The organism is Lacticaseibacillus sp. 22 (assembly GCF_055413445.1).
This window is the reverse complement of the sequence record NZ_JBVAYD010000004.1, coordinates 79,824-102,710: the sequence shown is the minus strand read 5'-3', so window position 1 is coordinate 102,710 and position 22,887 is coordinate 79,824. Positions and strand designations below refer to the sequence as shown.

At 48.0% G+C, this 22,887-nt stretch carries 24 protein-coding genes; 10 read left to right on the top strand and 14 right to left on the bottom strand.

Translation table 11 applies throughout. The annotated features are described in order from the left end of the window. Positions 1-245 precede the first annotated feature (245 nt). The 4 genes from rsmA to ACWP87_RS03540 are packed head-to-tail and all read right to left on the bottom strand — an operon-like array spanning position 246 to position 2,966. Entirely contained in the window at positions 246-1,136 is an 891-nt protein-coding gene (gene rsmA / locus ACWP87_RS03555; protein WP_087307807.1) for a 16S rRNA (adenine(1518)-N(6)/adenine(1519)-N(6))-dimethyltransferase RsmA, read from the bottom strand. Next, complete coding sequence (gene rnmV, locus ACWP87_RS03550) at positions 1,123-1,692, bottom strand: ribonuclease M5 (protein WP_005685238.1); 570 nt, start codon at positions 1,690-1,692, stop codon at positions 1,123-1,125. Before rnmV ends, rsmA begins: the two co-directional genes overlap by 14 nt. Then, positions 1,689-2,468 (bottom strand): TatD family hydrolase, encoded by a 780-nt coding sequence (locus ACWP87_RS03545; protein WP_005685237.1) that lies wholly within the window; start codon positions 2,466-2,468, stop codon positions 1,689-1,691. The genes rnmV and ACWP87_RS03545 overlap by 4 nt, the downstream gene beginning before the upstream one ends. A 6-nt stretch (positions 2,469-2,474) precedes the next feature. Further along, positions 2,475-2,966: a PTS sugar transporter subunit IIA gene (locus ACWP87_RS03540; protein ID WP_015765068.1), complete on the bottom strand. Its 492-nt coding sequence runs from the start codon at positions 2,964-2,966 to the stop codon at positions 2,475-2,477. Between the two features lie 214 nt (positions 2,967-3,180). Here ACWP87_RS03540 and ACWP87_RS03535 point away from each other — a divergent pair, with 214 nt between their 5' ends. From ACWP87_RS03535 to ACWP87_RS03500, 8 genes are all read left to right on the top strand, one after another. Then, positions 3,181-4,179, top strand: a complete 999-nt coding sequence (locus tag ACWP87_RS03535) for a tagatose 1,6-diphosphate aldolase (RefSeq protein ID WP_005685235.1) — start codon at positions 3,181-3,183, stop codon at positions 4,177-4,179. Between the two features lie 421 nt (positions 4,180-4,600). Beyond that, the gene (locus ACWP87_RS03530; protein WP_005685233.1) at positions 4,601-5,482 is read left to right on the top strand and encodes an aldose 1-epimerase family protein; all 882 of its coding nucleotides are present in this window, start codon (positions 4,601-4,603) and stop codon (positions 5,480-5,482) included. 135 nt (positions 5,483-5,617) lie between these two features. Then, positions 5,618-6,322: a LytR/AlgR family response regulator transcription factor gene (locus ACWP87_RS03525; protein ID WP_005685232.1), complete on the top strand. Its 705-nt coding sequence runs from the start codon at positions 5,618-5,620 to the stop codon at positions 6,320-6,322. After that, entirely contained in the window at positions 6,309-7,220 is a 912-nt protein-coding gene (locus ACWP87_RS03520) for a sensor histidine kinase (protein WP_005685231.1), read from the top strand. The genes ACWP87_RS03525 and ACWP87_RS03520 overlap by 14 nt, the downstream gene beginning before the upstream one ends. Before the next feature lie 53 nt (positions 7,221-7,273). After that, entirely contained in the window at positions 7,274-9,100 is a 1,827-nt protein-coding gene (locus ACWP87_RS03515) for an ABC transporter ATP-binding protein (protein ID WP_005685229.1), read from the top strand. Beyond that, the gene (locus ACWP87_RS03510) at positions 9,087-11,000 is read left to right on the top strand and encodes an ABC transporter ATP-binding protein (protein ID WP_005716716.1); all 1,914 of its coding nucleotides are present in this window, start codon (positions 9,087-9,089) and stop codon (positions 10,998-11,000) included. Before ACWP87_RS03515 ends, ACWP87_RS03510 begins: the two co-directional genes overlap by 14 nt. A gap of 163 nt (positions 11,001-11,163) precedes the next feature. Then, the gene (locus ACWP87_RS03505) at positions 11,164-11,376 is read left to right on the top strand and encodes a helix-turn-helix transcriptional regulator (RefSeq protein WP_005685226.1); all 213 of its coding nucleotides are present in this window, start codon (positions 11,164-11,166) and stop codon (positions 11,374-11,376) included. Positions 11,377-11,426: 50 nt separating this feature from the next. Then, a complete protein-coding gene (locus ACWP87_RS03500; protein ID WP_005685225.1) occupies positions 11,427-11,873 on the top strand; it encodes a hypothetical protein in 447 nt (148 codons plus the stop codon). Between the two features lie 58 nt (positions 11,874-11,931). On the opposite strand, the gene metG is transcribed toward ACWP87_RS03500, so the two are convergent. From metG to ACWP87_RS03465, 7 genes are all read right to left on the bottom strand, one after another. Next, positions 11,932-13,914, bottom strand: coding sequence for a methionine--tRNA ligase (gene metG / locus ACWP87_RS03495; RefSeq protein WP_005685224.1), 1,983 nt, complete (start codon positions 13,912-13,914; stop codon positions 11,932-11,934). 519 nt (positions 13,915-14,433) lie between these two features. Beyond that, positions 14,434-15,312, bottom strand: coding sequence for a proline iminopeptidase (gene pepI, locus ACWP87_RS03490; RefSeq protein ID WP_015765071.1), 879 nt, complete (start codon positions 15,310-15,312; stop codon positions 14,434-14,436). 536 nt (positions 15,313-15,848) lie between these two features. Beyond that, entirely contained in the window at positions 15,849-16,661 is an 813-nt protein-coding gene (locus tag ACWP87_RS03485; protein WP_015765072.1) for a DUF72 domain-containing protein, read from the bottom strand. Next, positions 16,654-17,133 (bottom strand): NUDIX hydrolase, encoded by a 480-nt coding sequence (locus ACWP87_RS03480; protein WP_005685220.1) that lies wholly within the window; start codon positions 17,131-17,133, stop codon positions 16,654-16,656. Before ACWP87_RS03480 ends, ACWP87_RS03485 begins: the two co-directional genes overlap by 8 nt. 157 nt (positions 17,134-17,290) lie before the next feature. Beyond that, complete coding sequence (locus tag ACWP87_RS03475) at positions 17,291-18,196, bottom strand: lactate/malate family dehydrogenase (RefSeq protein ID WP_005685219.1); 906 nt, start codon at positions 18,194-18,196, stop codon at positions 17,291-17,293. A gap of 24 nt (positions 18,197-18,220) precedes the next feature. Then, entirely contained in the window at positions 18,221-18,817 is a 597-nt protein-coding gene (locus tag ACWP87_RS03470; protein ID WP_005713460.1) for a TMEM175 family protein, read from the bottom strand. Between the two features lie 34 nt (positions 18,818-18,851). Beyond that, on the bottom strand, positions 18,852-19,544 hold the full coding sequence (locus tag ACWP87_RS03465) for an NAD-dependent protein deacylase (protein WP_005716724.1): 693 nt from the start codon (positions 19,542-19,544) through the stop codon (positions 18,852-18,854). Positions 19,545-19,762: 218 nt separating this feature from the next. Here ACWP87_RS03465 and ACWP87_RS03460 point away from each other — a divergent pair, with 218 nt between their 5' ends. Then, complete coding sequence (locus tag ACWP87_RS03460; protein WP_005685216.1) at positions 19,763-19,909, top strand: hypothetical protein; 147 nt, start codon at positions 19,763-19,765, stop codon at positions 19,907-19,909. Here ACWP87_RS03460 and ACWP87_RS03455 read toward each other — a convergent pair. Next, complete coding sequence (locus ACWP87_RS03455) at positions 19,906-20,832, bottom strand: hypothetical protein (RefSeq protein WP_005716726.1); 927 nt, start codon at positions 20,830-20,832, stop codon at positions 19,906-19,908. The genes ACWP87_RS03460 and ACWP87_RS03455 overlap by 4 nt on opposite strands. A 131-nt stretch (positions 20,833-20,963) precedes the next feature. Here ACWP87_RS03455 and ACWP87_RS03450 point away from each other — a divergent pair, with 131 nt between their 5' ends. After that, positions 20,964-21,473: a YbhB/YbcL family Raf kinase inhibitor-like protein gene (locus ACWP87_RS03450; RefSeq protein WP_005685214.1), complete on the top strand. Its 510-nt coding sequence runs from the start codon at positions 20,964-20,966 to the stop codon at positions 21,471-21,473. 101 nt (positions 21,474-21,574) lie between these two features. Here ACWP87_RS03450 and ACWP87_RS03445 read toward each other — a convergent pair whose 3' ends face one another. Together ACWP87_RS03445 and ACWP87_RS03440 are read right to left on the bottom strand one after the other, a co-directional pair. After that, positions 21,575-21,853, bottom strand: coding sequence for a hypothetical protein (locus tag ACWP87_RS03445; RefSeq protein WP_005716729.1), 279 nt, complete (start codon positions 21,851-21,853; stop codon positions 21,575-21,577). 49 nt (positions 21,854-21,902) lie between these two features. Further along, entirely contained in the window at positions 21,903-22,886 is a 984-nt protein-coding gene (locus ACWP87_RS03440) for a DUF1002 domain-containing protein (RefSeq protein WP_005713465.1), read from the bottom strand. Between the last annotated feature and the right edge of the window lies 1 nt (position 22,887).

Genomic DNA, 22,887 nt, shown 5'->3' with positions numbered 1-22,887 from the left:
GAGCCGGCGCGGTTAGAAGCCGGAGCATAAGTGGCCTTGGGCGTGATGGCCGGGTTTTGGCCATTGCGCCCAAGGTCCTTATGTGCAGGCTTCTGCGCCGGGGAGCGCGTTATGGGCATAAAGGAGAACTTGCGTGATGCCCCGCTCTTGAACATTGCGCTCAAGGTCCTTACACGCAGACTCCTGCGCCGGGGAGCGCGTTATGGACCTAAAGTTGGGCTCGCAGCCTTAACTGTGACAACCCGCTATCCCGCAATGCCCAAGCCTTCACCCCGCAACGCTTCATCCAACCGTGCAAAATCCGCAATCGCCAACTGTTCTGCCCGCGTCTCCGGTGCAATCTCCGCCACCGAGAGCGCCGTACGAATAGCGTCCTTATTCGGTTTACCAAACAAAGCCACTAGATTATTCCAAAGCGTTTTACGCCGAGACGCAAACGCCCCACGGACAAGCCGGTCAAAACTTTCTGGACTTTGTACGGTCGCCAACGGTTCTGAGCGCTGGGTCAACGTAACAATGGCCGAATCCACATTTGGTGCCGGAACAAACGCGTGCCGGCTGACGGTAAAAGCTGTCGCCACATCTGCCACCAGTTGCACGGCAATACTTAAACTGCCATAATCCTTCGATCCAGGCACTGCACTTAATCGCGCTGCCACTTCTTTTTGCATCATCACGGTCATGCTGTGCAGTGGTAAATGTGCTCGCAACAAGTGCAGTAAAATCGGCGTTGTAATGTAATAAGGCAAGTTAGCAACGACTTTTAGCGTGTGGTTCCCATCAAAATGCGTCGCTACCAGCTCGGTCAAATTTGTTTTTAAAACATCCTCATTGACCACGGTTGTATTAGGATAATCCGCAAGTGTCTCCGCGAGAATCGGCAGCAGACGATCGTCAATTTCCAATGCCACCACCTGATGCGCCTGATCAGCCAGAAACTGCGTCAGTGCACCAATTCCGGGACCGATTTCAATCACATCATCTTGCTCGGAGACATCAGCTGCAGCTACAATTTTTTGCAAAATCTGCGGGTCGGTCAAAAAGTTCTGCCCTAACCCTTTACGCATATGAAAGCCATGCCGCTTCAAAATGGCATTGGTTACGGCTGGTTGTGCCACTTTTTCATGCATGGTTATTCGCTCCTTCGTTCACCTGGGCAACCGCGGCTAGAAAATCTGCGCGACTGATTTGAAATTCAGCCAGCCGCCGTAAAAGCTGTTTCCCATTTGTATAGCCGATATGCAGCCGTTCGCCTAGCTGTTCCCGACGCTGACGAGCACCGGTTCCACCGAGCAAATGCGCTGCCAATAAATCCTGCTGACTGATCACTTGCGGAGCATCGGGCACTTCAGTAAACAAGTGCTGGAGTGCTGCCCGCAACGCCGCTGGAGAAGCATGCTCAATCCCAAGCGACCCTTTATGATCCGGCACGCCTTCCGCCCGCGGTAAAAATGCATGGGTAACACCTGGTACGGCACGCGAAATGGTTTTGCGAATCTTTTCACCGGGAAAGTCAGGATCAGTTAAGACGATCACGCCCCGTTTTGCTTGGGCTTGCCGAATCCGCGCCAATGTTGCTTCATCAATGGCACTACCGCGAGTCTCGATGGTGTCGATCCTGCCAAAAGTTTCTTTTAATCGCTTAGTATCATCGCGGCCTTCTACAACCACAATTTGTTTAATCGTTGTCATGCGTCTTCCTTTAACTTGAAAATTTGGTGGGCATTATCCCACGTCTGCTTAGCAATCACTTCCGGGGTGGTTTCGCGTAGTTTAGCTAAAGCTTCCACCACATAGCGCGTATAGCCCGGCTGATTCTGTCGGCCCCGGTAAGGCGTTGGCGTTAAATATGGGGCATCGGTTTCAACCAACAAGCGGTCACTGGGGATTATCTTGGCACTGGCATGTTCTTCTGGGGCATTTTTGAAACTGACGATGCCGGAATAGGAAATATACATCCCTAAGTCCAAAAACCGCCGTGCCCAGTCTGCATCACCGGTGAAACTGTGCATAATCGCGCCAAATTCTTCAACATGCGCCGTTTTTAGAAGCGCATAGGTATCTTCAAAAGCATCGCGGCTGTGGATGGACACCGGTATGTGCAGCGAGCGCGCCAGTTCCAGTTGGCGCCGGAACACCCGCCGTTGAATTTCACGCGGCGAGGTATTCCAGTGATAGTCCAACCCGATTTCGCCTAACGCCACCACTTTAGGATCAGCTAACTGTTCTAGCAATACGGCTTCTTTAGCGGCATCATAGTCCTTGCTTGATTCCGGATGCCAACCGACAATTGCATATAAGTTGGCATATTGATGGGCTAATTGCAGCGCGCCGGCGTTCAACGTCGTATCCGAGCCGACAATCGCCATTTTCTTCACGCCCAGCTTTCGAGCCGCTTCAATGTAACTCGCTTCCTTGCCATGATAAGGCGTGTCATTCAAGTGGGTATGCGAATCAAAAATATCCATGGACGCTTACTCCTTTTCCGCTGCTGCCAGTAATTGTGGCAACAACTGCTCAACTTGGGTCGGTTTTCTGGCTGCAAAAAGCCGTTGTAGTTTGGCAACCGGCGACTGGGTCAAAGTTCGAATTAACTGCGCCATTCGTAACGGTTGTTGTTTAAGCTCGGGATTGAACAACATAAAGGCCCAGCTAACCGGTAAAATCCGACTCACATCGGCCAAGTCTTTGAAGGCAACCGGGATTTCAAAATGTACCACCACTAAGCAGCCCGTCTGCACCAATGAGCCTTCTAAATGTGGTATCGCAATATTAGGCAAACCATTGGCAATCTGATTCAATTGCATACCGGAAGGAAATGTCTGCTCCCGGGCAATCAGTGCCGCTTTTCCCTCCGTCTGCATCACATTGCGTGCAACCAGTTTGCGACTAATCTCATCAAAAAAAATTTCTTGGGTTGGCGTCTCTAAAAAGTAAACTAATGGGGTCATACTAAACTCAGCCAAGCGCTTCACCTATCTTTACATAAACTCAATATGGTTAGAGTATAGCACGCCAAGCCAAGCAGCTCGCAGGTGGTTTTTGGGTTAAAGCTTCTATTATTGACTGACTTTCTTTGAGTTTCATGAAAATGATCGGCGAAAAATGTCTATTATTGTCATTTTGTTCTATACTAATCGTGTACTGAACATTTAAGGATTACCTAGGAGGTATTTTTACATGTCTGTTAAACTTACTGCTGGTCAGTTAGAGCATTTGAAGCAATTGTCCAATGACAACAACGTCATCTCGGCTTTAGCCATTGACCAACGCGGTTCCCTGAAGAAGATGCTTGCAGCTGCAGCGAACAAGCCAGCTGACGAAACCACGATTGTTGATTTCAAGAAAGCTGTTTCTGAAGAATTAACCAAATACGCCAGCGCGATTCTGCTTGATCCAGAATACGGCCTGCCAGCTGCCAAGGTTCGCGATCCTAAGTCCGGCCTCTTGCTTTCCTATGAAAAGACCGGCTACGATGCGACTGAACCTGGCCGTTTCCCAGATTTGATTGATAACCAAAGTGCTTTGCGCATCAAGAACGAAGGCGGCGATGCAGTCAAGTTCTTACTGTACATTGACCCTGACGAACCTGATAGTATCAACGATCGTAAATATGCGTTTGTTGAACGGGTTGGTGCTGAAGCTAAGGCTAATGATCTGCCACTGTTCTTGGAATTAGTTTCCTACGATGGCAAGACCAACGAAACCGGCACCGCTGCATGGGCAAAAGCAAAGCCTGAAAAAGTTATCAAGATCACTAAGGAATTCAGCAAGGCGCAATACAACGTTTCTGTTTTGAAGCTTGAAGTTCCGGTTGATCAAAAGTTTGTTGAAGGTTACACCGATGAAGGCGTAACGCCGGTTTACAGCAAGGAAGAAGCTGCTAAGTACTACAAGGCTCAATCCGATGCAACCGATTTGCCATTCATCTTCCTGTCCGCTGGTGTTTCCAACGAATTGTTCCTTGAAGAACTCAAATTTGCTAAGGAAGCCGGTTCAACCTTTAACGGTGTGCTTTGCGGCCGGGCAACCTGGAAGCCAGGCGTTAAGCCATTTGCTGCTGAAGGCGAAGCTGCCGGCAAGAAGTGGCTGCAAACGGAAGGTAAAGCTAACATCGATCGTTTGAACAAGGTTTTGGCTGACACTGCTACTCCTTGGACAGACAAGGTTGAAGGCTAATTCTTTTTAACTAATTAATCGTTCAAAAACCAGCCACAGATGCGGCTGGTTTTTTATATGGTGAGCGTGAGCCAGCCCGCTTAAAAACCGGAGTGTAAGCGGGCTTAGCCGTGATGGTTGGGCTTTGACCATTGCGGCTAAGGTCCTTACACGCAGGTTTCTGGGCTGGGGAACGCGTTATGAGCGTGAACCAGCCCGTTTAGAAACCGGAGTGTAAGTGGCCTTAGCCGTGATGGTCGGGCTTTGACCATTGCGGCTAAGGTCCTTACACGTAGATCCCTGCGCCGGTGAACGCGTTATGGCAAGTAAGGGGCAAGTAAGGGCCAACGCAAAGATAAATCATCAACAACCATTGCAGCACGCTGGCACAGTGGTAGACTGATAGATGAATGCGTTTTCTTATTTTAGGAGGTTGTTAAGCTTGATCACAATTGAGAATCAACAATTTAAAGCCAGCATTGCCGAACGCGGTGCTGAACTGCAGTCACTCGTCAACAAAACCGATAACTATGATTATATCTGGAACGGCGACAAGACTTTTTGGAATCGCCACGCACCGATTCTGTTCCCGGCCATTGGTAAATCTAACGAAGACCAATATCGGCTAGGTGCCAAAACATTTCCGATGGGCCAACATGGTTTTGCGCGTGATTATGATTTTGAGGTCAGCGATCATAGCGACTCAGCGGTGACGTTCACCCAGCACCAAAATTCAGAAACCTTGAAAAAGTTCCCGTTTAAATATACTTTAGCCGTTACTTATATGCTAACCGAAGATGGTCTGAGCATTCATTACACCGTGACAAATGATGACAGCAATTCGATGCCGTTTGCGTTAGGGTTCCACCCCGCCTTCAACGTTGCATTAAAGGCGGATGGCAGCTTTGACGACTACGATTTGACGGTTGAACCGTTAAACAGCCCGTTGCAGCGCTTTGGTATCGGGCCAGTACCGTTTCGCAATGGTGACGTTGAAGATATTGCAGGCGCAGAAGGCAATAAATTGCCACTCACACATGATCTGTTAGACGGTGGGTTAGTGATTCTTGCTAACAGTGAAATCAGCAAAGCAACCTTATCCTCCCCGCATCACAAGCACAGTCTCACGCTTGATATCAATGACTTCCCTTATCTCACTATCTGGAGTCCTGAACATAAAAAGGCTCCGTTTATTGCGGTTGAACCGTTTGACGGGTTACCTGACCAAGCCGGCGAACCATCCGATTGGTACACTAAGCTTGGCAACACCACACTTTCTGCAGGTGCCAATAAACAGCTTGCCTTGAAAATTGAATTGCACTAAACAATCTTTTAATGCCGCCTGAGGTTTATGCAGACGGCTTTTTTGTGCACACTTTTTGTACAAACACCATCACTAAGCGACTGCAAAATAGTTGCGGTACAATAGCACCAAAGCGGTGAAAGGAATGAAGGGTTCATGCACATTGCAGTCATTGATGATCAAGCAGCGACTAGAGAAGCAACGGTCAAGCTCATTCGGCAGTTAGCGCAACCGTCACAGCCATTGCAGGTGGCGGCTTATTCAAATGCCGAGCAGTTCCTGTTTGCAGAAAAATCAGCCGATCTGCTGTTGCTTGATATTAAGTTGGGATCTGGCATGGACGGCATGGCGCTTGCCAAAAAAATTCGCCAACATGATCCCGAAACCGCCATCGCTTTTGTCAGTAACTACGACGAATTCGTGTTCGATGGTTACGATGTGAACGCGATTGACTACATCCTCAAGCCGCTTACGGTGGCAAAACTCAAACACCTAATTGAAAAGGTAGCTAGCCAGACGCAGCCAAAACTCTTGGCATTGCAAACCGCTGCCGGTCTAGTACGCGTGCCAATGTATGACATCAGCGCCATCGAAGTCACGGATCACCGGCTTCAAGTCCATACGCAAAAAAATCACTATCTGGTAAACGGACAGTTAAAAGACTTTTTACCGCGCTTAGATGACAACTTTATTCAGATTTACCGCTCCATCGTCATTAACCTGAATTTCCTCTCGCAGCTGGATAAACGAACCGTTGTGATGGCAGATGGCACCACTTATCCCGTTTCCCGCCAGCAGGCACCGCTAGTTAAACAGGCATTCTTCAAGCATTTTCGGGGGTTGACCCATGACAGCAATTAGTTGGTTCTGGCTGGTCGCCTTTGGGTTGCTAGTAGTAGGTTGTATGTGGCAGTTATGGTGGATTTTTCGGCGCCAGCAAAACTGGCCGGTGCGCTGGTTAAACCTCATCATTGCCATCGTATCGTTGAGCAGTTGGTGGTTATGGCCGCTTCCGGTTGTCCGCGGCTTGCTTTTTACCATCACTGTGTTAGCAGGCAGTTTGGAGTTCATCTTAATTCGCCAATTTCTCAGTGACCAGGATGCGGTGTTTGCCCGCAGTCTTGATAAAATGATGGCCCAATATTCAGAAGAAGTACAAGAACTTTATGCGAATATGCGCGGCTGGCGGCATGACTACCACGACCACCTTCAAGCTTTAAAAGCCTACTTAGACAATCAAGATACTGCTGCCGCGCGCCAATACCTAAATGAACTGGAAGACAAGCTTGATGCGGTTGATCCACTTGTGCATTCCGGCAATGCCATGCTTGACGCCATCGTAAATGCTAAATTGACGTTGGCCGAACGACTGCACATTCCGGTAAACGAAAAAGTCATTGTCGGCAACACCCCACTGATCAAAGATGTTGACCTCGTGGTGATTTTGGGGAACTTACTCGATAACGCCATTGAAGCAATCAGTGAACAGCCGCCCGACGAAAAGCGGCAGTTGCGGCTTTACATCGGCATCGTTAAACAGCAATTTTACATCTCGGTCACCAACACCCGGCCGGCCGATCAAGTCATTGACTATCAATACGCCTCAACCAAAAGCGATAAACGAGGATTGGGAATTCGCCGGGTCAATAAATTAGTGGCAAAATATGATGGCATGATCAATCGTCAGTATGAAGCTTCGGTTTTTGTCACCGAAATTGCCATTCCCATTCACGCAGCCAAACCGACCACTCACGCATAATTTGCGTCAGCGAGTCGGTTTTTTGGTAGGTTAAGGTCAACGAGGTGAATGCGATGAAAAAATATAGCCTATGGAATAACCTTCGCTGGTACTTTGCCAATTTACGCAAATCCAAACCTGCTTTGGCATGGACTGCAAGCGGCTTGGCTCTTGATAAGGCGGCCGCGGCTTTGCTTGGTGTTTTTACACCGGCACTGTTAGTCGGCGCTATTACCACCCATGCTACCTTAGGTGAATTCGCCTGGCTGGCAGTGTTAACCGGACTAGGATTAGCGCTAACTAGTGAGATAGCGTATCTGATTATGAATCATGATGGCGTTGCAAGCTCTGCAGTACGAGTCGATATTGAAATGGACTTCCACCAAAAACAGTGGGAGCTTGATTACGATCAGATTAGCAGCGGCAAACTCCAAGAATTGGCCCACACCGCTTTCAATAAGGGCTTAAGTCGCACTTTAGCAGGGGCCGAAGCTATCTACATTTACGGTCGTGGTACTTTGGTCGATCTGACAACCTTGATTGTCTTCTTAGCGACACTGTCATTTGCGGTGCCATGGGTTTTTGCACTGGTTTTAATCAGCGCGGCAATTAGCTACGCCGGCATGAGCTGGTATCGGCAGTGGTATCAACAAAACAACGTCAAGTGGAACAAGTTAGGGCGCCAACAGGATTATATTACCCGCAATGCCTATGCTTTGGAAAACGGAAAAGACATTCGCATGTTCGGCATGGCCGACTGGTACCATCACCATCTCGATCGTCTGGTGACATTGCAAGACGCTTGGCAACGTCGCAACTCACTCCGGCGCTTCTTAGGCGAACAAGCGGGACAACTGGCCGGCTTGGTGCGGGACGCAATTGTCTATGGCACCTTGATTGCAGCGATTCTTCGCGGGCGTCTTTCCATCGCTCAATTCACCTTGATGTTTGGCATGACCAATAGTTTCATCATCTTACTGGATCAATTACTCACTGATTTTAACGGCTTGCAAAATGCCAGCATCGACTTACAAGAGGTACGCGAATTTATGGCCCTGCAACCGCAAACGCCAGCACGGACACTGACAAAAGCAGAGCAAGCCCAATTAGCCAAGCGTCCTGTCACCATCACGTTTTCACATGTGACTTACCGCTATCCGGAAGCGAAAAGTGCCAGTCTTAACGATGTCAGCTTCACACTCACAGCCGGTCAAAAATTGGCCATTGTCGGGATCAACGGAGCCGGCAAGTCAACGTTGGCCCGGCTGATGATGGGACTGCTGCATCCCCCTGAAGGCACCATTACCATTAACGGTTTGGATGCGAAGCTAATACCGCTAGCAGCTCGGTTTGCTTTGTTCGCACCGGTTTTTCAGGAAACCATTGTGCTGGCTCAGAGTTTAGCCGATAACGTAGCAATGACCAACCACCCAGACGCAACCCGCGTCATGAGCGCATTGAAAGCCGCAAACTTAGACGCACTCGTAGCAACCTTACCGCAAAAAGCCGCCACCCCCATGACGCGATACACCAGCGATGATGGCGTTGAATTATCCGGTGGTCAGGCGCAGAAGTTGATGCTGGCTCGGGCATTATATAAAGACGCACCAGTGCTCATTTTAGATGAGCCAACTGCCGCCTTGGATGCCATTGCCGAAAATGAAATCTATCAGGATTACGCCCAACTAGCGGCTGGTAAAACCTCCCTGTTTATCTCTCACCGACTGGCTTCAACCCGCTTTTGCGATCGCATTTTGTTCATGGACCACGGACAGGTACTTGAGTCCGGCACTCATGAACAGTTGATGGCTAAGGCCGGCCACTATGCCCACATGTATCAGATTCAAAGCAAGTATTACCAACCAGCTGCAAAGGAGGTAACGGCTAATGGCAACTTCTAATCATTCTGAACCAAAACCTTCAAAGCAAACCGCAAACCGGGCACTGCGAGTGGTTCGCATCATCCACCAGCTCGATAAATTAGCCATCCCGGTTGAATTTCTCCGCGCTTTGACAACTGTCGGTATCCCCTATTTAAACATCGCCTTCTTAGGGTTGGTCTTGAATCAATTGCAGCAACATGCAACTTTTCGGCCAGTCATTCTCCTCATTGGCGGCTTTTTGCTTGCCAGATATCTGTTGCAACTTGCTAGTAACTGGTTTGCCAAACTGGCTGAAGACCATGAGACCGGCGTAAATCGACGACTTGATCGCGCTACCACTGAAAAGCTGCTCACCGTAAGCTATACAACGCTTCAAGATCCGGATATGCGTAATCAATACGCCGGTGCCGTAGAAGGTAAGACTTTTAGTGGCGGGATCACATCACTTATGAAAGATGGCCTTCAAGACTTCTTCTCGCTAGTGATCGCCATCGGTTTTGCGGTCGCCACTTTAATCAACCTCACGCAGGCAACCAATCATGCAGCTACTTGGTTTAATGACGCCCGCTATCCGCTCTTGATCATCGCGTTACTCCTTTTTCCAATCATCGTGGGTGGTTGGAGTGTTCATCATAACAATCAGATCCAGCAAAAACTTATCAGAAAGATTCTGCCAAACAACCGCCGATTCACCTATTTTTCAAACTTCACGCAAAATATGGACAATCATCAAGTCATTAGGCTTTATCAGGCATCCGCGCTTGTCATGAAGAATGAACGCGACAGCATGTATCACTTCATGGATCAGCTTCGGCTTGGTTACTGGGAAATCGCTAAGTTCGGTCATTGGCCCAATGTTGCTATTGCCTTATCCGTCATCGGTTTGTACATCCTTGTCGGAGCCAAAGCCTTAATGGGGGTTCTCGCCATTGGCAGCGTCATGATTGCCGTTGGTTATTTTCAGCAACTCATGACAACTGCTTATGAGTTTCTCCAAGAAGTTGGCGGGTATATCAACATGATTGATTACCTCCAATTTTATGCTGATTTTCTCAACTTGCCGGACCACGATCAGTCTGGCACACTGCCGGTTGAAAAACGCAACGACAATGAATTCGCTATCGAGTTTCATGATGTCAGCTTCAAATATCCGGGCAGCGATCAATGGGCCTTGCGACACGTGAACCTGACACTGAATATCGGCGAACGGCTTGCCTTAGTCGGTCGCAATGGCAGCGGGAAAACAACGCTAATCAAACTACTCGTGCGGCTATTTAAACCTACTGAGGGCGTCATCACCTTAAACGATATCGACATTCAAAAATACGATGAAGACGAATATCGCAGTCTTTTGGGCGTGGTTTTCCAGGACTTCCGCCTCTTTGCCTACAGCATTGCCGAAAATGTTGCCGCTACTGCTCACCCCGATCGTGAACGGGTCTGGAAAGCCTTGAAAGTAGCCGATGTAGCCGACCGGGTTAAGCGTATGCCTAAAACCATCGATACACCGATTACGACGGCGCTGAGTGATGACGGCGTGACCGTTTCCGGCGGTGAGGCCCAGAAGATTGCCATTGCGCGGGCGTGGTACAAGGACGCCCCGATCATGATTCTTGACGAGCCAACCGCAGCACTCGATCCCATCTCGGAATATGAAATTTATCAGCGATTTGATGAGCTCATCGAAGGTAAAACTGCCATCTACGTCTCCCACCGAATGAGCTCAACCCGTTTTTCGCAACGAATTGTTGTACTCGATCACGGCAAGATTGTTCAGGACGGTACTCACAACAGCCTCATGGCAGAACCCGGTATTTATCGCGATTTATTCAATGCTCAGGCGCAATACTACACCGAAGATCGCATCAAAGCGGCTCGTAAAAAAGTGGCAACGACAACAACTGCAGTGGCGGATTAGACAACTTATTCTGACGTCACCCAGAAGGCACACTATGAAGAATCTTGGCATGGTGTGTCTTTTATTATTTTTAAAAATACCAATGTAAAGTTTGCTTGACATTTTAGCCAAAAGAGACTACATTCATGATGTAAAGTAAGCTTTACAAAGCGAGGTGTAGCTTTTGGAAAATCGGATCGAAGCATTGCGCAATCAACATCACTTAACGCAACAAGACTTAGCCGATCGCTTAGAAGTGTCGCGCCAAACCGTTAGTTCTCTCGAAAACGGCAGATATAACCCCTCACTCGGACTCGCATTTAAGCTTTCACATGTATTTAACCTACCCATCGAACGCATTTTTATCGATGAAAGTGCGGATTCGAAGTTGCTATAACCCATCCTGAATGATCAATCACTGTTTGCTTTACCAAGGAGGTAACCGTCATGAAAAGAATTTTGCACGTTATGCCTTTAACGAGTTGGTTAGCGTGGTTTGGCGCTTTCGTCTTTGCCATGTTATACCGGTATAGCAAGGCCACTGTTCCAGAAAGTATCGGAAAGGTTCTTTTGGTAACAGTTGCGGTCCTTGTCAGCTATGCTATTTTTGCCACTCAGCAGCGAACCGAAACTCAGCGAATCCAAAAGCTGCAACATGGATCGCTTTCTGATAAGAGGCTTGCTAATGAGATGAACGATGAGCGCAATCAAATGATTATCGGCAAAGCAGCCTTTCTCTCTATTAAGTGGATTGTCCTTTTGAACATCGCCGCCTTGTTTGTCATGGCAGCATTGGACGTATCAAGCGTTGCCATAGTTCTTCTTGCACTAAGCACTATTATGATCCCAATTCTCAATATCATCCTTCAGGTACACTTGAATCGAACAATGTAACCATAAACGCATAAAAAGGGCACTTCATTTTGAAGTGCCCTTTTATTATAGCGTTCAATTAACCAACCAAACTGCCATTTTCCAGGTTTTCTGAGACTTCCAGCAATGTAATCTTCTTGCCGTCCAAGCTTTCGGCTGATAACAGCATCCCCTCGGACATTTCGCCTTTAAGTTTGCGTGGCTTGAGGTTGACCACAGCCATGACCTTTTTACCCTTCAACTTTTGGTAATCCGGATAAAATTCACGAATACCGGACAGAATCTGGCGCGTACCCTCATCACCAGCGTCAAGGGTAAACTTCAACAGCTTGTCAGCGCCCTTGACCGGTTCAACGTTTAGAATTTCTGCCACTCGGATTTCGCTCTTATCGAATTGCTTGAAGTCGATTTCCGGCTTGCGGGTCTTTTCATCGACAGCTGCTTTAGCCGTGCCAGGCGTCATCTTGCTCTTGATATACGCTACTTCTTCTTCAGCATCAAGCCGCGGGAAGATCGGTGTGCCTTGTTCGACGACTTTGGCACCGGCAGGCAAGGCTCCCCACTTCACGACTTTGTGATCTTCGTTTTCGTGATCTAAGCCAAGTTGACCGAAAATTTGAACCGGTGCATGGGTCATCACTGGCTGAATGAGTAAAGCGATCAGGCGCAAACTTTCAGCCAAGTGTGCCATGACCGAATCAAGCTGGTCTTTCTTGGCTGGGTCTTTGGCGAGTTTCCATGGTTCGGTTTCATCAATATATTTATTGGCGCGGGAAACGATCTTCCAGACCTGATCCAACGCATCTGAGAACCGTAATTCATCCATAAGCTTGTGATATTGCGCCAACGCTGCCTGCGCAACATCGCCAAGATCCTGATCAAATGGGGTAACATCCGGCTTGAAGGCAGGTAAGATCCCGTCTTCATACTTGTTAATCATAGCAATTGTCCGATTCAACAAGTTGCCCAGATCGTTCGCTAAATCATAATTAATCCGATCAATGAAATCTTCAGGCGTGAAAATACCATCGTTACCAAATGGAATCGCGCGCATCAGGTAGTAACGCAGCGCATCCAGTCCGTAACGTTCCACAATCATGTCCGGATAAATAGCATTGCCTTTTGACTTGCTCATTTTGCCGTCTTTCATGACCAGCCAGCCATGTGCGTAAATCTTTTTCGGTAATGGCAAATCCAAGGCCATCAAAATAATCGGCCAGTAAATGATGTGGAAGCGAACAATTTCCTTCCCGATTAACTGAACATTAGCCGGCCAGTATTTATCAAATAAGGCGTGATCGTTGCTGCCATAGCCCAGCGCGGTAATATAGTTTAACAACGCATCGACCCAGACATAAACCACGTGTTTAGGATCAGACGGAATCTGAACGCCCCAATTAAAACTGGTGCGGCTCATTGCCAGATCTTCTAGACCAGGCTTGATGAAATTGTTAATCATTTCCGTCTTACGCGATGCCGGCTGCACAAAATCAGGATGCTCATCATAATACTTCAGCAAACGATCCGTGTACTTGCTCATCTTAAAGAAGTAGCTTGGTTCATGAACCAGCTGAACCTCGTGACCAGATGGAGCCTTGCCGCCAATGACTTTGCCATCTTTATCACGATAAACTTCAGACAGCTGCGACTCGGTAAAGTATTCTTCATCCTCGACTGAATACCAGCCAGTGTATTCGCCCAGATAAACATCGCCTTGCTTAATTAGCCGTTCAACGATTTCCTGAACTGCCTCGACATGTTCCTTATCCGTTGTCCGAATAAACTTATCATTCGTGATCTCAAGCATTTTCCACAGTTGCTTGATCTGTGCTGCCATCCCGTCAACATAAGCTTGCGGTGTGACCCCTAGCTTGTCGGCTTTTTGCTCAATCTTGAGGCCATGCTCATCTGTCCCGGTCAGGAAGAAAACATCATAACCCATCAACCGCTTATATCGTGCCAATACATCTGCCGCAATGGTCGTATACGCATTGCCGATATGTAGTTTGCCAGATGGATAATAAATCGGTGTCGTCACATAAAAAGTTGGTTTGCTTGCCATGCAAGTGCCTCCCGTACATTAATTCAGAATGAGTCTAGTATAACAGAGTGTGAGCAGGAACGCTTAGAAATCGAAGTGAGCGTGAACCGGCGCGCTTAGAAGTCGGAGTGTAAGTGGCCTCAAACGTGATGGCCCGGTTTTGGCCATTGCGTTTGAGGTCCTTACACGCAGCCTTCTGCGCCGGTGAGCGCGTTATGGGCATAAGCTGGAACATAAGCGGCCTTAAGCGTGATGGCCGGGTTTTGGCCATTGCGCTTAAGGTCCTTACACGCAGGTTTCTGCGCCGGTGAGCGCGTTATGGTGAGCGTGAACAGGGCCGCTTAGAAACCGGAGTGTAAGTGGCCTCAGGCGTGATGGTCGAGCTTTGACCATTGCGCCTGAGGTCCTTACACGCAGGTTTCTGGCCCTGTGAGCGCGGTTATGGGCATAAGCTGGAGCACAAGCGATCTCAGACACGATGGCCCGCTCCACCTTTATCCAGCTACTCTTCTCAAGCCAAAATCCATACGCCCCAAGCAGTCAATCATTTGCCGCCAACCATTGATCCAGAACATGAATGAACTCATCATGCTGATCTAGCAGCGCCAAATGCCGACTATTAGCGAACAAATGCCACTTTGCACCGGGAATATGGTCCACCACGCTTTTGGCAATCAAAGGCGTGCACAGATCATCCGTTCCGCTCGTCACCAAAACAGGCACATGGATTTTGTGCAACTGGTCAGTCACATCAAAATCACTGATGGTACCATTTTCCGTAAATTCATTTGGCCCTTCCGCAATGAGACTAGCGCGTTTCCCATTCGTGGGTCGGCGTAATGGTTCAGGCGAATTTTCATCTGGATCATCCCAGCAATACTTTTCCATGTAGCGATCATTTGCTGCCAGATACTTCACATTGGTAAAATCACCGGTGCGCTCTGCTTCAGCAATTGCCACTCGGTCTTCGTAACTAAGATACTTGATTAGCCGATGTTGCTCTTGAACCCACAACTTAATTGATGCCGGTGAGCCATCAATCATGACACTTTTAATGCCTTGCGGGTCAAAGCTAGTCAGATAATACATCTCCAACATCCCGCCCCATGACTGACCGAGCATATGTAACTCATCCAAGTGCAGGAACTTACGCAAAGCAACAAGCTCTTCGGCCCAAGTTTCCTTCACATAAACCCCCGGATCTTCCGGAAGCGATGACTTACCACAGCCAACCTGATCATACATAATCAACTGCCGACCGGTTTCGGCATAGTCATCCATGAGCTCAAAATAATTATGCGACGAACCCGGGCCACCATGAATCAACAACAACGGCGCTTTATCGGCACTAGGTTCACCGACAATGCGATAGTAGGTTTTATATTCATGAAACGGCATGTATCCTTCTTTAATCTTCACAACCATCCAAACATTCGACCTTTCAAGAAAGTGAGCGCGAGCCGGCGCGGTTAGAAACCGGAGTGTAAGCGGCCTTAAGCATGATGGCCGGGCTTTGGCCATTGCGCTTAAGGTCCTTACACGCAGGTTTCTGCGCCGGGGAGCGCGTTATGGTGAGCGCGAACAGGGCCGGTTAGAAACCGGAGTGTAAGCGTCCTTAGACGTGATGGCCCGGGTTTGGCCATTGCGTCTAAGGTCCTTACATGCAGGTTTCTGGCCCTGTGAGCGCGTTATGGGCATAAGCCAGAACTTTAGCGGCCTTAAGCGTGATGGCCGGGCTTTGGCCATTGCGCTTAAGGTCCTTACACGCAGGTTTCTGCGCCGGGGAGCGCGTTATGGTGAGCGCGAACAAACGGTCTTCTACGCTAGCAAACACGTTACGTTATCGTTGCCAAAAATCGCACGCACGCAACCTAGCGTACTTACTGCGATTTTACTACGCATCGGCAATACTGTCAGACAAAATATGGAAATTGTCTAAAAAAACCATTAAAACGCTAAAACAAATCCAACTGCCGCGGCGCCAACCCGGGAAAATCCAGCCCTAACATTTCGATGAAACTTTGAGCGTTTGCTGCTGCGTCATGTCCGCCATTGTTATTGAAGATAACCGTCACATTTTTGCTCTTCAAATGCTTCACGATTAAGGCAAACGCCTCTAACTCGGCTTGACTATACCGATAATTAGTTCGTTCCGTTGTCTTAGCACCGCTTTGCCCCCAAGCCTGATTGCGTCCGTGCAACCGTAAAATTGTCAGTTCAGGGTTCGTTGCAATTGGCACCAATGGGACTGAACCGCTCACGGTCTGCGCCTCATCGACCACCACATGAATGTCACCAGCTGCTTTGAGCAAGTCAATCGTTGCGGCACGATACGCCGGTAAGTACCAGCTAGGATGACGAAACTCAATAGCCACTGGTAGATCAGGCAGCCACTGATTCATATTTTGTAAATATCGGACATTTTCCGCCGTTACGCCAAAGTATGGTGGGAACTGGCACAAAACCGCGTGTAATTGATGCGTGGCAGTCAACGGCGCCACCATGTCGTTGAAGCGCGAAAATTCGGCCACCAGGTCTTGCGTTGCGGCGTGTTTCGTCATCAATTTGCTTGCTTTGATTATAAACTGAAAGCCGGCCGGCACCTGCGCCTGCCACCGTCGCACTAGATCAGCGGTTTTCAACCCATAAAACGTGGTATCCAGTTCAATGACCGGAAAATACTGGGCGTAATCAGCAAACGTACTGCGCTTACCATTGGCCGCCAAGCTAGGGTGATCGGCCACGCTGGTTAATCCGACCCTAATCATGGAACTCACCATCCGCAATTCGAAATGCCTGAAGCGTGTCGCCGTTAAAGTAGGAAGCATAATCATGTTTTTCGCCATTCAACGCATATTTCAACAACGGCTGCAGATCCGGCACCAACCCGGGATTATCCGCCAGCAGCCACGTTTTGGAAAAGGTCGCTAAAATACCTTCCCGCGTCGCTCGCGGTCCTAAAAACGGCTCATCGGTTTTCCCGAAAAAGGCGTAAAGCTCACCCCGTAATTGGCCATCAACATGCCAAAAAACGCGCCCAACGCCCGTTAACTCATGAGCAGGGATGATAATGTGGCTTTCCTCCTGTAACTCCCGTGCTGCACAAACAGCAGGTGTTTCATCAGGCAGGAACTTACCACCCAACGTATTCCACATCCCGCGATACGGTGGATTCGTCCGGTTAATTAACAACCAACCACTTGGCGTTTCAACAGTCACCAACGTATATTTTTTAACCATACCCGAAAAACTCCTTATTAAGGCGTAACATTCAAATTAACTCTAGTAAAAAGGCGCCGATTTGATCAGCACCCTCAACGTTGGAGTAAAACGTTAGAGAATACCGGTCACAATTTGGCGTCTTTTTATGCATGACATCAATGCTACTGGATTAATCTTACTTCATCTTTTCCACTGTAGCTTTAATGATGCCCGCGGAATGAACATACTTAGCACGCTCTTCATCGGTAAGCTTCAACTTAGGCGTGTTAACAACACCGAGCTTGCCAATCGTCGCCGGATGACCGATGGCGATACCGAATTCAGGATCATAGTTAGCGCACGGAAAAATCCGCTTGGCATCACTGATAATCGCCTGTGTCATTTCAGTAGCAATGGTGGCAATACCGTAGCTGGTATAATGTTTGGCCTGATAAATCTTCCAGCCGCCAGCCCGCGCCGCATCAGCTAATTGATCATAATCTACTTGCGCATAATCCGTGATTGGCTCGTTGTTAACCCGCACCGTTGACCACGCCGTAAATTGTGACTCGCCATGCTCACCCATGTTATAACCGCGAACATCGGCGACATTCACATTTAGCGATTCAGCAACCGCGCGCCGCATCCGATAAGTATCCAGCGAGGTGCCGGTGCCAATAATCTGGGACTTTGGTAGGTCAAGTAAATATTGCCAATAGCTGGTGACAGCATCACAAGGATTGGTGATATCCAGCAAAACGCCATGGAATCCGGACGCTTTCAACTTTGGTGCCACATCGTCTAATGCTTGTTTTGACGTTTGGGTTTCACCAATTCGATCGCCGTTTGAAATCGCACCGATATTGCCAACCGCGGAAATGACAACATCTGCATCTTTCAAAGCATCGTAATCATTGACGATAATCTCGGTATAAGTCGGCAATCCACCAAGTGCATCCTTCAAATCATAACTTTCGCCTTCAGCTAAATCAGCCTTTTGGTCAATTAGCACCAGACGATCCGCAATCCCCTTGCTAACGAGATTAAATGCTGTTGTCACCCCAACATGTCCAATACCGATAATACCAATGGTTCTTGCCAAGATAAAAACCCCTTTTCACAAAGTTTAGTTTTTCGGGCCATGTAGCAAATGCCGTTCAACCCGCTGATCCGGGATGGCCCACAAGAGTAACATTACCAAGTCCAGTATGATCGTTAACGGTGGCCAAAGCAAAGCCAAAATCATGGCAACAAATGCGATGATGATCGAACCGATTGCTTTCCAGTTATGCTGGCGATTGTATAAAGCAGCCAGTTCAGAGTGTGGTCCATTAACTCGCCGCAATGTTTCTACCAACAATAGATAACTAATATTGGCCATTAAAACCACAAAGCCATAGATCAATTCCGGTCCAAACGCATCAACATGCCCTTCGCCAACCCAGCTGGTAGCAAAAGGAAACATTGAAATAGCTAACATAAATAGCGAGTTGGCCCACATCACCCGCCAATCAATGCGCTTAACCAGCTGAAAAAGGTGATGATGATTATTCCAGTACACCATCAACGTTAAAAACGAGACCAGGTAAATACCAAACACGCCGCGAAGTTCCCAAAGCGAAGCCAATGAACCGCTGTGGGGCGGATTTAATTCCAACACCAAAATCGTCAAAATAATGGCAATCACAGCATCGGTAAATGCTTCTAGCCGTCCTTTGTTCACAAGCCATTCCCCTTTTCGTGCACCTTGTAAATGATCAGACGTGCAAATCGGCAAAAATATCGGTGGCATCTCCCAGTACCATGTGGCCACCTTGAGGCAAGGCAATCTGCTCCCGATTAACGGCCACAATCGTCGCATCCGGTTGCGCATAACCGATAAGTCCGGCAAATGGATAAACCACAAAACTGGTGCCAACGACAATCAATAAGTCAGCCGAAGCAATCGCATTAATGGCGGCACTGACCGTATCCGGGTTGATTGGTTCGCCATATAACACAATATCCGGCCGTAAAATACCGCCATCTGCTGCGTGCACATCGCTTTTCAAATAAGTCTGATAATCAAAATGTTGGTGACACTTCTGACAATAAATGCGGTACAGATTACCGTGAAACTCGACCACATGCTTGGCTCCTGCTTGGCGGTCAAGTCCATCAACGTTTTGCGTAACAATGGCGCCCTTTTGATTACTAATCGCCGCCATTTTTTCATGAATCACATTGGGTTTGGCATCAGGGTAATACATGTTGTTCACGACGAATTCATGAAAATCTTCATGATGTGCCTGCAGATTATCAATGGAAAGCGCGTACTCGGGATCAACCTTATCAGCATACAGGCCACCCTTTGAGCGATAATCCGGAATCCCCGAAGCCGTTGACACCCCTGCTCCGGTCATAAACGTCACATACTTAGCCTGAGTCACTGCCGTCTGTAAATCAAACATTAGCCATCCCTCCGTCGTTATCTCTTCCTATCACCAATATAGCAAGCATCCCAACCAGTATTATTTAATTGCCGTCAACGTTTCCCCTTGACAAGTCGTTTCAAGTCCATGACAGCGCATTCAGCCGTCAAAAATAATTTTGTATTTCTTAACATTCTACGGTCGAAAGGTGTAATATTATTCTATATAAAGATTGATAGAAAGGAGTCTTGATTGTCATGAAATCCTTTCGGTGGTCGCACTTCTTTAGTTATTTGATTATGGCCATTGTTTTAGTTTTCTTTGCCATTGTTCTTTACCAGGTAGTCATGCTTGGTATTCAATCCGTCACTAACGGCTTCTTTATTAATTTCGGTCATCATTAACGGATTGTATAATCCAGTTGGTACTGCGCCAGAACGTCATTCAGCGGTTGTTGATACAGCTGCTGGAAGGCTTCTGGCGTTGTTGCGTTTTCGGGCAGCGGCAAGACGAATGCATTTTGGTCATCACTTCGACCCATGGCAACATAAGCAGGCTGCTTAGTCTCCCGATCGCGGTAGCCGCTGTGCTTGATTAGGTAAACCTGATCCAAGGTGAGTCGCAATTGCCGTTTGGATAAAACCGGTGACAACGTAGCGAATTCCTGATCGTTTGTGGGTTGATAGCCTAGTTGCTCAATTAAGGCATCAAAGCGGCTAAACAAATGCACGATGGCACGGCGCAACCCAAACGGTGAATCGAGTTTCTGCTCGTTAATCAACTGAAAAAGTTCTTGAGCGTAAGGCAATGCTTGCGGGTAGGCAGCTGCCAAATCAGCGGGCAGCTTGCCATCTAAAAAGCCTAACAGATCAAGTAACGATAAAATTCGGTAGATGACCAATTGATTGTCAGCTTCAGCAGGTACATTTTGCTTGAATCCGGCTAACACTTGCGCCACGACCGCATCCGTGATTAACCCGTGTTCGCGTTGCCATGCCACCACCAACATATGCACCGCAGCGTTATACAAAGCGGTACTGGTGGCGTAAAGCTGATCATCGACTTGAGGATCACCGCTTAGCAAATGAAATTGCAACTGCGGATAGCCTTTCATCTGATACAACAAGTGAAGTAATTCGTGACTCAGTGTGTAATCCGCATTCGTTGTATCCGTCACCACTACCTCTAGCGTACCATCTTTTTTCAATCGCTGATGGCTCTGGTCGTGAGTCAAGACCCCACTTGCCTCGCCTTGAATGACCACTTCTAACGGATGATCATAGTGTTGTTTAACCTCGTCAAGTAATACCTGAACATTTTCTTGCATGCCAATAATTCTCCTTTTGCCTGCGTGATCGGAATATTGAGCCAATTAAGCAGTCATTTTTCCGGTAACGATTGGCTTTCATGTTTTTGATCCACTATCATTAAGGTAGCGATAAAAAGGAGGAAATTCAAATGAAACTATCCGTACCACTTGTTAACGGCCAGCTTGATGATCGTTATGGCAAACATGCTACCGGTGCTGATGTTAAAAACGGTTACCCGATTACGAGTTTTCCGTTTACGATTGAAGATGCCCCTGCAGGCACCGTCAGTTTTGCCCTTTGGTTCCTCGACTATGATGCCGTTCCGGTTGGCGGCCTGCCGTGGATTCACTGGAACGCAGCCAATATTCCGGCATCGGTCACTAAGATTCCTGCTGGTGCCAGTCATCACGACCTCGTGCCGATGATTGAAGGTAAAAATGCGACGGCCGGTCACTTGGTGGGTAACACGGATCCATTTACACGGGAAGGCTATGTTGGCCCGCAACCACCTGACAAGGATCACGATTACACGTTGATCGTTTTCGCGTTAGATACTAAGTTACCACTGCAACCGGGTTTCTGGTTAAATGAAGCCCGCCATGCCATGAAAGGTCATATTTTAGCCCAGGCAGAAGTTGACCTCCCATCACGGGTTTAAGTGCGGGGTTGCTAAAAAGTAAGTTACTCAAAAAGCCTGCTGATCAGTTTCAGCAGGCTTTTTGAATTTAGCTCAACTTCGCAACTTTACAGTCCAGTCCTTCAACTGCCATCGCCGGTGTTCATCCATAACGCTCCGGCACCGACCGCGGCTACCAGGCCAATGCCGATAATACCGACCAAGGCAAATTTGAAAATTGCAAAACCGCCGAGTGCAAACAGCGCCAGACTAATAAACGGGTGCCGCAAAATTGCACCGAGGAGTTTAACAACCAAGAACAGGATAATAATGATGGCAACAATAGCGCCAATCGTGATGGCACCTGTTAGCGTATGTCCGTTTTCGCTCTGTGTACTTGCCAGCATACTTGGTAACATCATGAAACTTCACCTCTCTTAATGGCCAATCCCACGCAGCTGCCCGATTTGACTAAAACATGCTGCGAACCCACTGGACAATGCCACTAAAAAAGCTAACGATGCCGTCCCAGATTTTCTGTAGGAAATTACGATTTTCCTGCGTATTCAAACTACTATTAAGCTTGTCGAATAAGCCTTTAGCTGAATTTTGAATTGAATCTGCCAGTTTGCCAGCCTGCGCTTTAAAATCGGTATTCTTCAAGGAACCGGCCTTTTGGACATTCACTAGCAAGTTAATGATTAATTGCCGCTGATTGTTATTAATAATCGTGGTCAGATTATTCTGTTTCAGCTGACTGTCAACGATATTGCCAATTTGGTTCTGCGACAGGGTTTGCTGCCCATTGTTACTTTGCGAAGCCATTTGCTGTTTGGCTCCGGCAACTGCATTGTTCAGCTGTTTGTCGGTATAGCCATCTTTGCCTTTATTAGCCTGCGTGATCGAACTCAGCGTATTGACTTCCTGCTGGGCGGCATTAATCTGTTGGTTATTCAGGTTCTCGCCATTTTGGGCAAACGCTGCATAAACCCCCGCTAACGCACCGGAACCATCGATTTTGACCGCACTGGTGATGTATAAATTAGCATTGCTGACCCCGGCCGTTAATGCGGCGTTTCGGTATTGATCTGCCGTAATCGTGGTAATGTTATTCGTTCCGTTATACGGCACAATGGTGACATTAATACCGCCATTATTTGTCTTTTGTACTAAGGCACTGGACCACACGCCGGAGCTTTCCGTAAACGAGCTGCCAGAAGGATTGAGATACTTCACCAAGGTGGCACCATTAACCGTCAACTGTGTGGCATTGGAGACGCCCGCTGCGTTTTGTAATGTGCTCAGCGTTCCGTTTTTCTGGTCGGTTGTCAGCGAAGACCCTAGCGTTGCAACCGGCTGGGTCCAGGCATCATCAGCCCGCACGACTTGTGGTACCGCTGTAATCAATGCCAGCCCAGCCGCAGCCAGTCCCAGCCATTTAATCAGTTTTTTCATA

Coding starts and splice junctions, on each gene's coding strand:
- rnmV (WP_005685238.1), bottom strand. CDS start 1,692: ATGACAACGATTAAACAAATTGTGGTTGTAGAAGGCCGCGATGATACT.
- ACWP87_RS03545 (WP_005685237.1), bottom strand. CDS start 2,468: ATGGATATTTTTGATTCGCATACCCACTTGAATGACACGCCTTATCAT.
- ACWP87_RS03535 (WP_005685235.1), top strand. CDS start 3,181: ATGTCTGTTAAACTTACTGCTGGTCAGTTAGAGCATTTGAAGCAATTG.
- ACWP87_RS03525 (WP_005685232.1), top strand. CDS start 5,618: ATGCACATTGCAGTCATTGATGATCAAGCAGCGACTAGAGAAGCAACG.
- ACWP87_RS03520 (WP_005685231.1), top strand. CDS start 6,309: ATGACAGCAATTAGTTGGTTCTGGCTGGTCGCCTTTGGGTTGCTAGTA.
- ACWP87_RS03515 (WP_005685229.1), top strand. CDS start 7,274: ATGAAAAAATATAGCCTATGGAATAACCTTCGCTGGTACTTTGCCAAT.
- ACWP87_RS03510 (WP_005716716.1), top strand. CDS start 9,087: ATGGCAACTTCTAATCATTCTGAACCAAAACCTTCAAAGCAAACCGCA.
- ACWP87_RS03500 (WP_005685225.1), top strand. CDS start 11,427: ATGAAAAGAATTTTGCACGTTATGCCTTTAACGAGTTGGTTAGCGTGG.
- metG (WP_005685224.1), bottom strand. CDS start 13,914: ATGGCAAGCAAACCAACTTTTTATGTGACGACACCGATTTATTATCCA.
- ACWP87_RS03485 (WP_015765072.1), bottom strand. CDS start 16,661: ATGATTAGGGTCGGATTAACCAGCGTGGCCGATCACCCTAGCTTGGCG.
- ACWP87_RS03480 (WP_005685220.1), bottom strand. CDS start 17,133: ATGGTTAAAAAATATACGTTGGTGACTGTTGAAACGCCAAGTGGTTGG.
- ACWP87_RS03465 (WP_005716724.1), bottom strand. CDS start 19,544: ATGTTTGATTTACAGACGGCAGTGACTCAGGCTAAGTATGTGACGTTT.
- ACWP87_RS03460 (WP_005685216.1), top strand. CDS start 19,763: ATGAAATCCTTTCGGTGGTCGCACTTCTTTAGTTATTTGATTATGGCC.
- ACWP87_RS03455 (WP_005716726.1), bottom strand. CDS start 20,832: ATGCAAGAAAATGTTCAGGTATTACTTGACGAGGTTAAACAACACTAT.
- ACWP87_RS03450 (WP_005685214.1), top strand. CDS start 20,964: ATGAAACTATCCGTACCACTTGTTAACGGCCAGCTTGATGATCGTTAT.
- ACWP87_RS03445 (WP_005716729.1), bottom strand. CDS start 21,853: ATGATGTTACCAAGTATGCTGGCAAGTACACAGAGCGAAAACGGACAT.
- ACWP87_RS03440 (WP_005713465.1), bottom strand. CDS start 22,886: ATGAAAAAACTGATTAAATGGCTGGGACTGGCTGCGGCTGGGCTGGCA.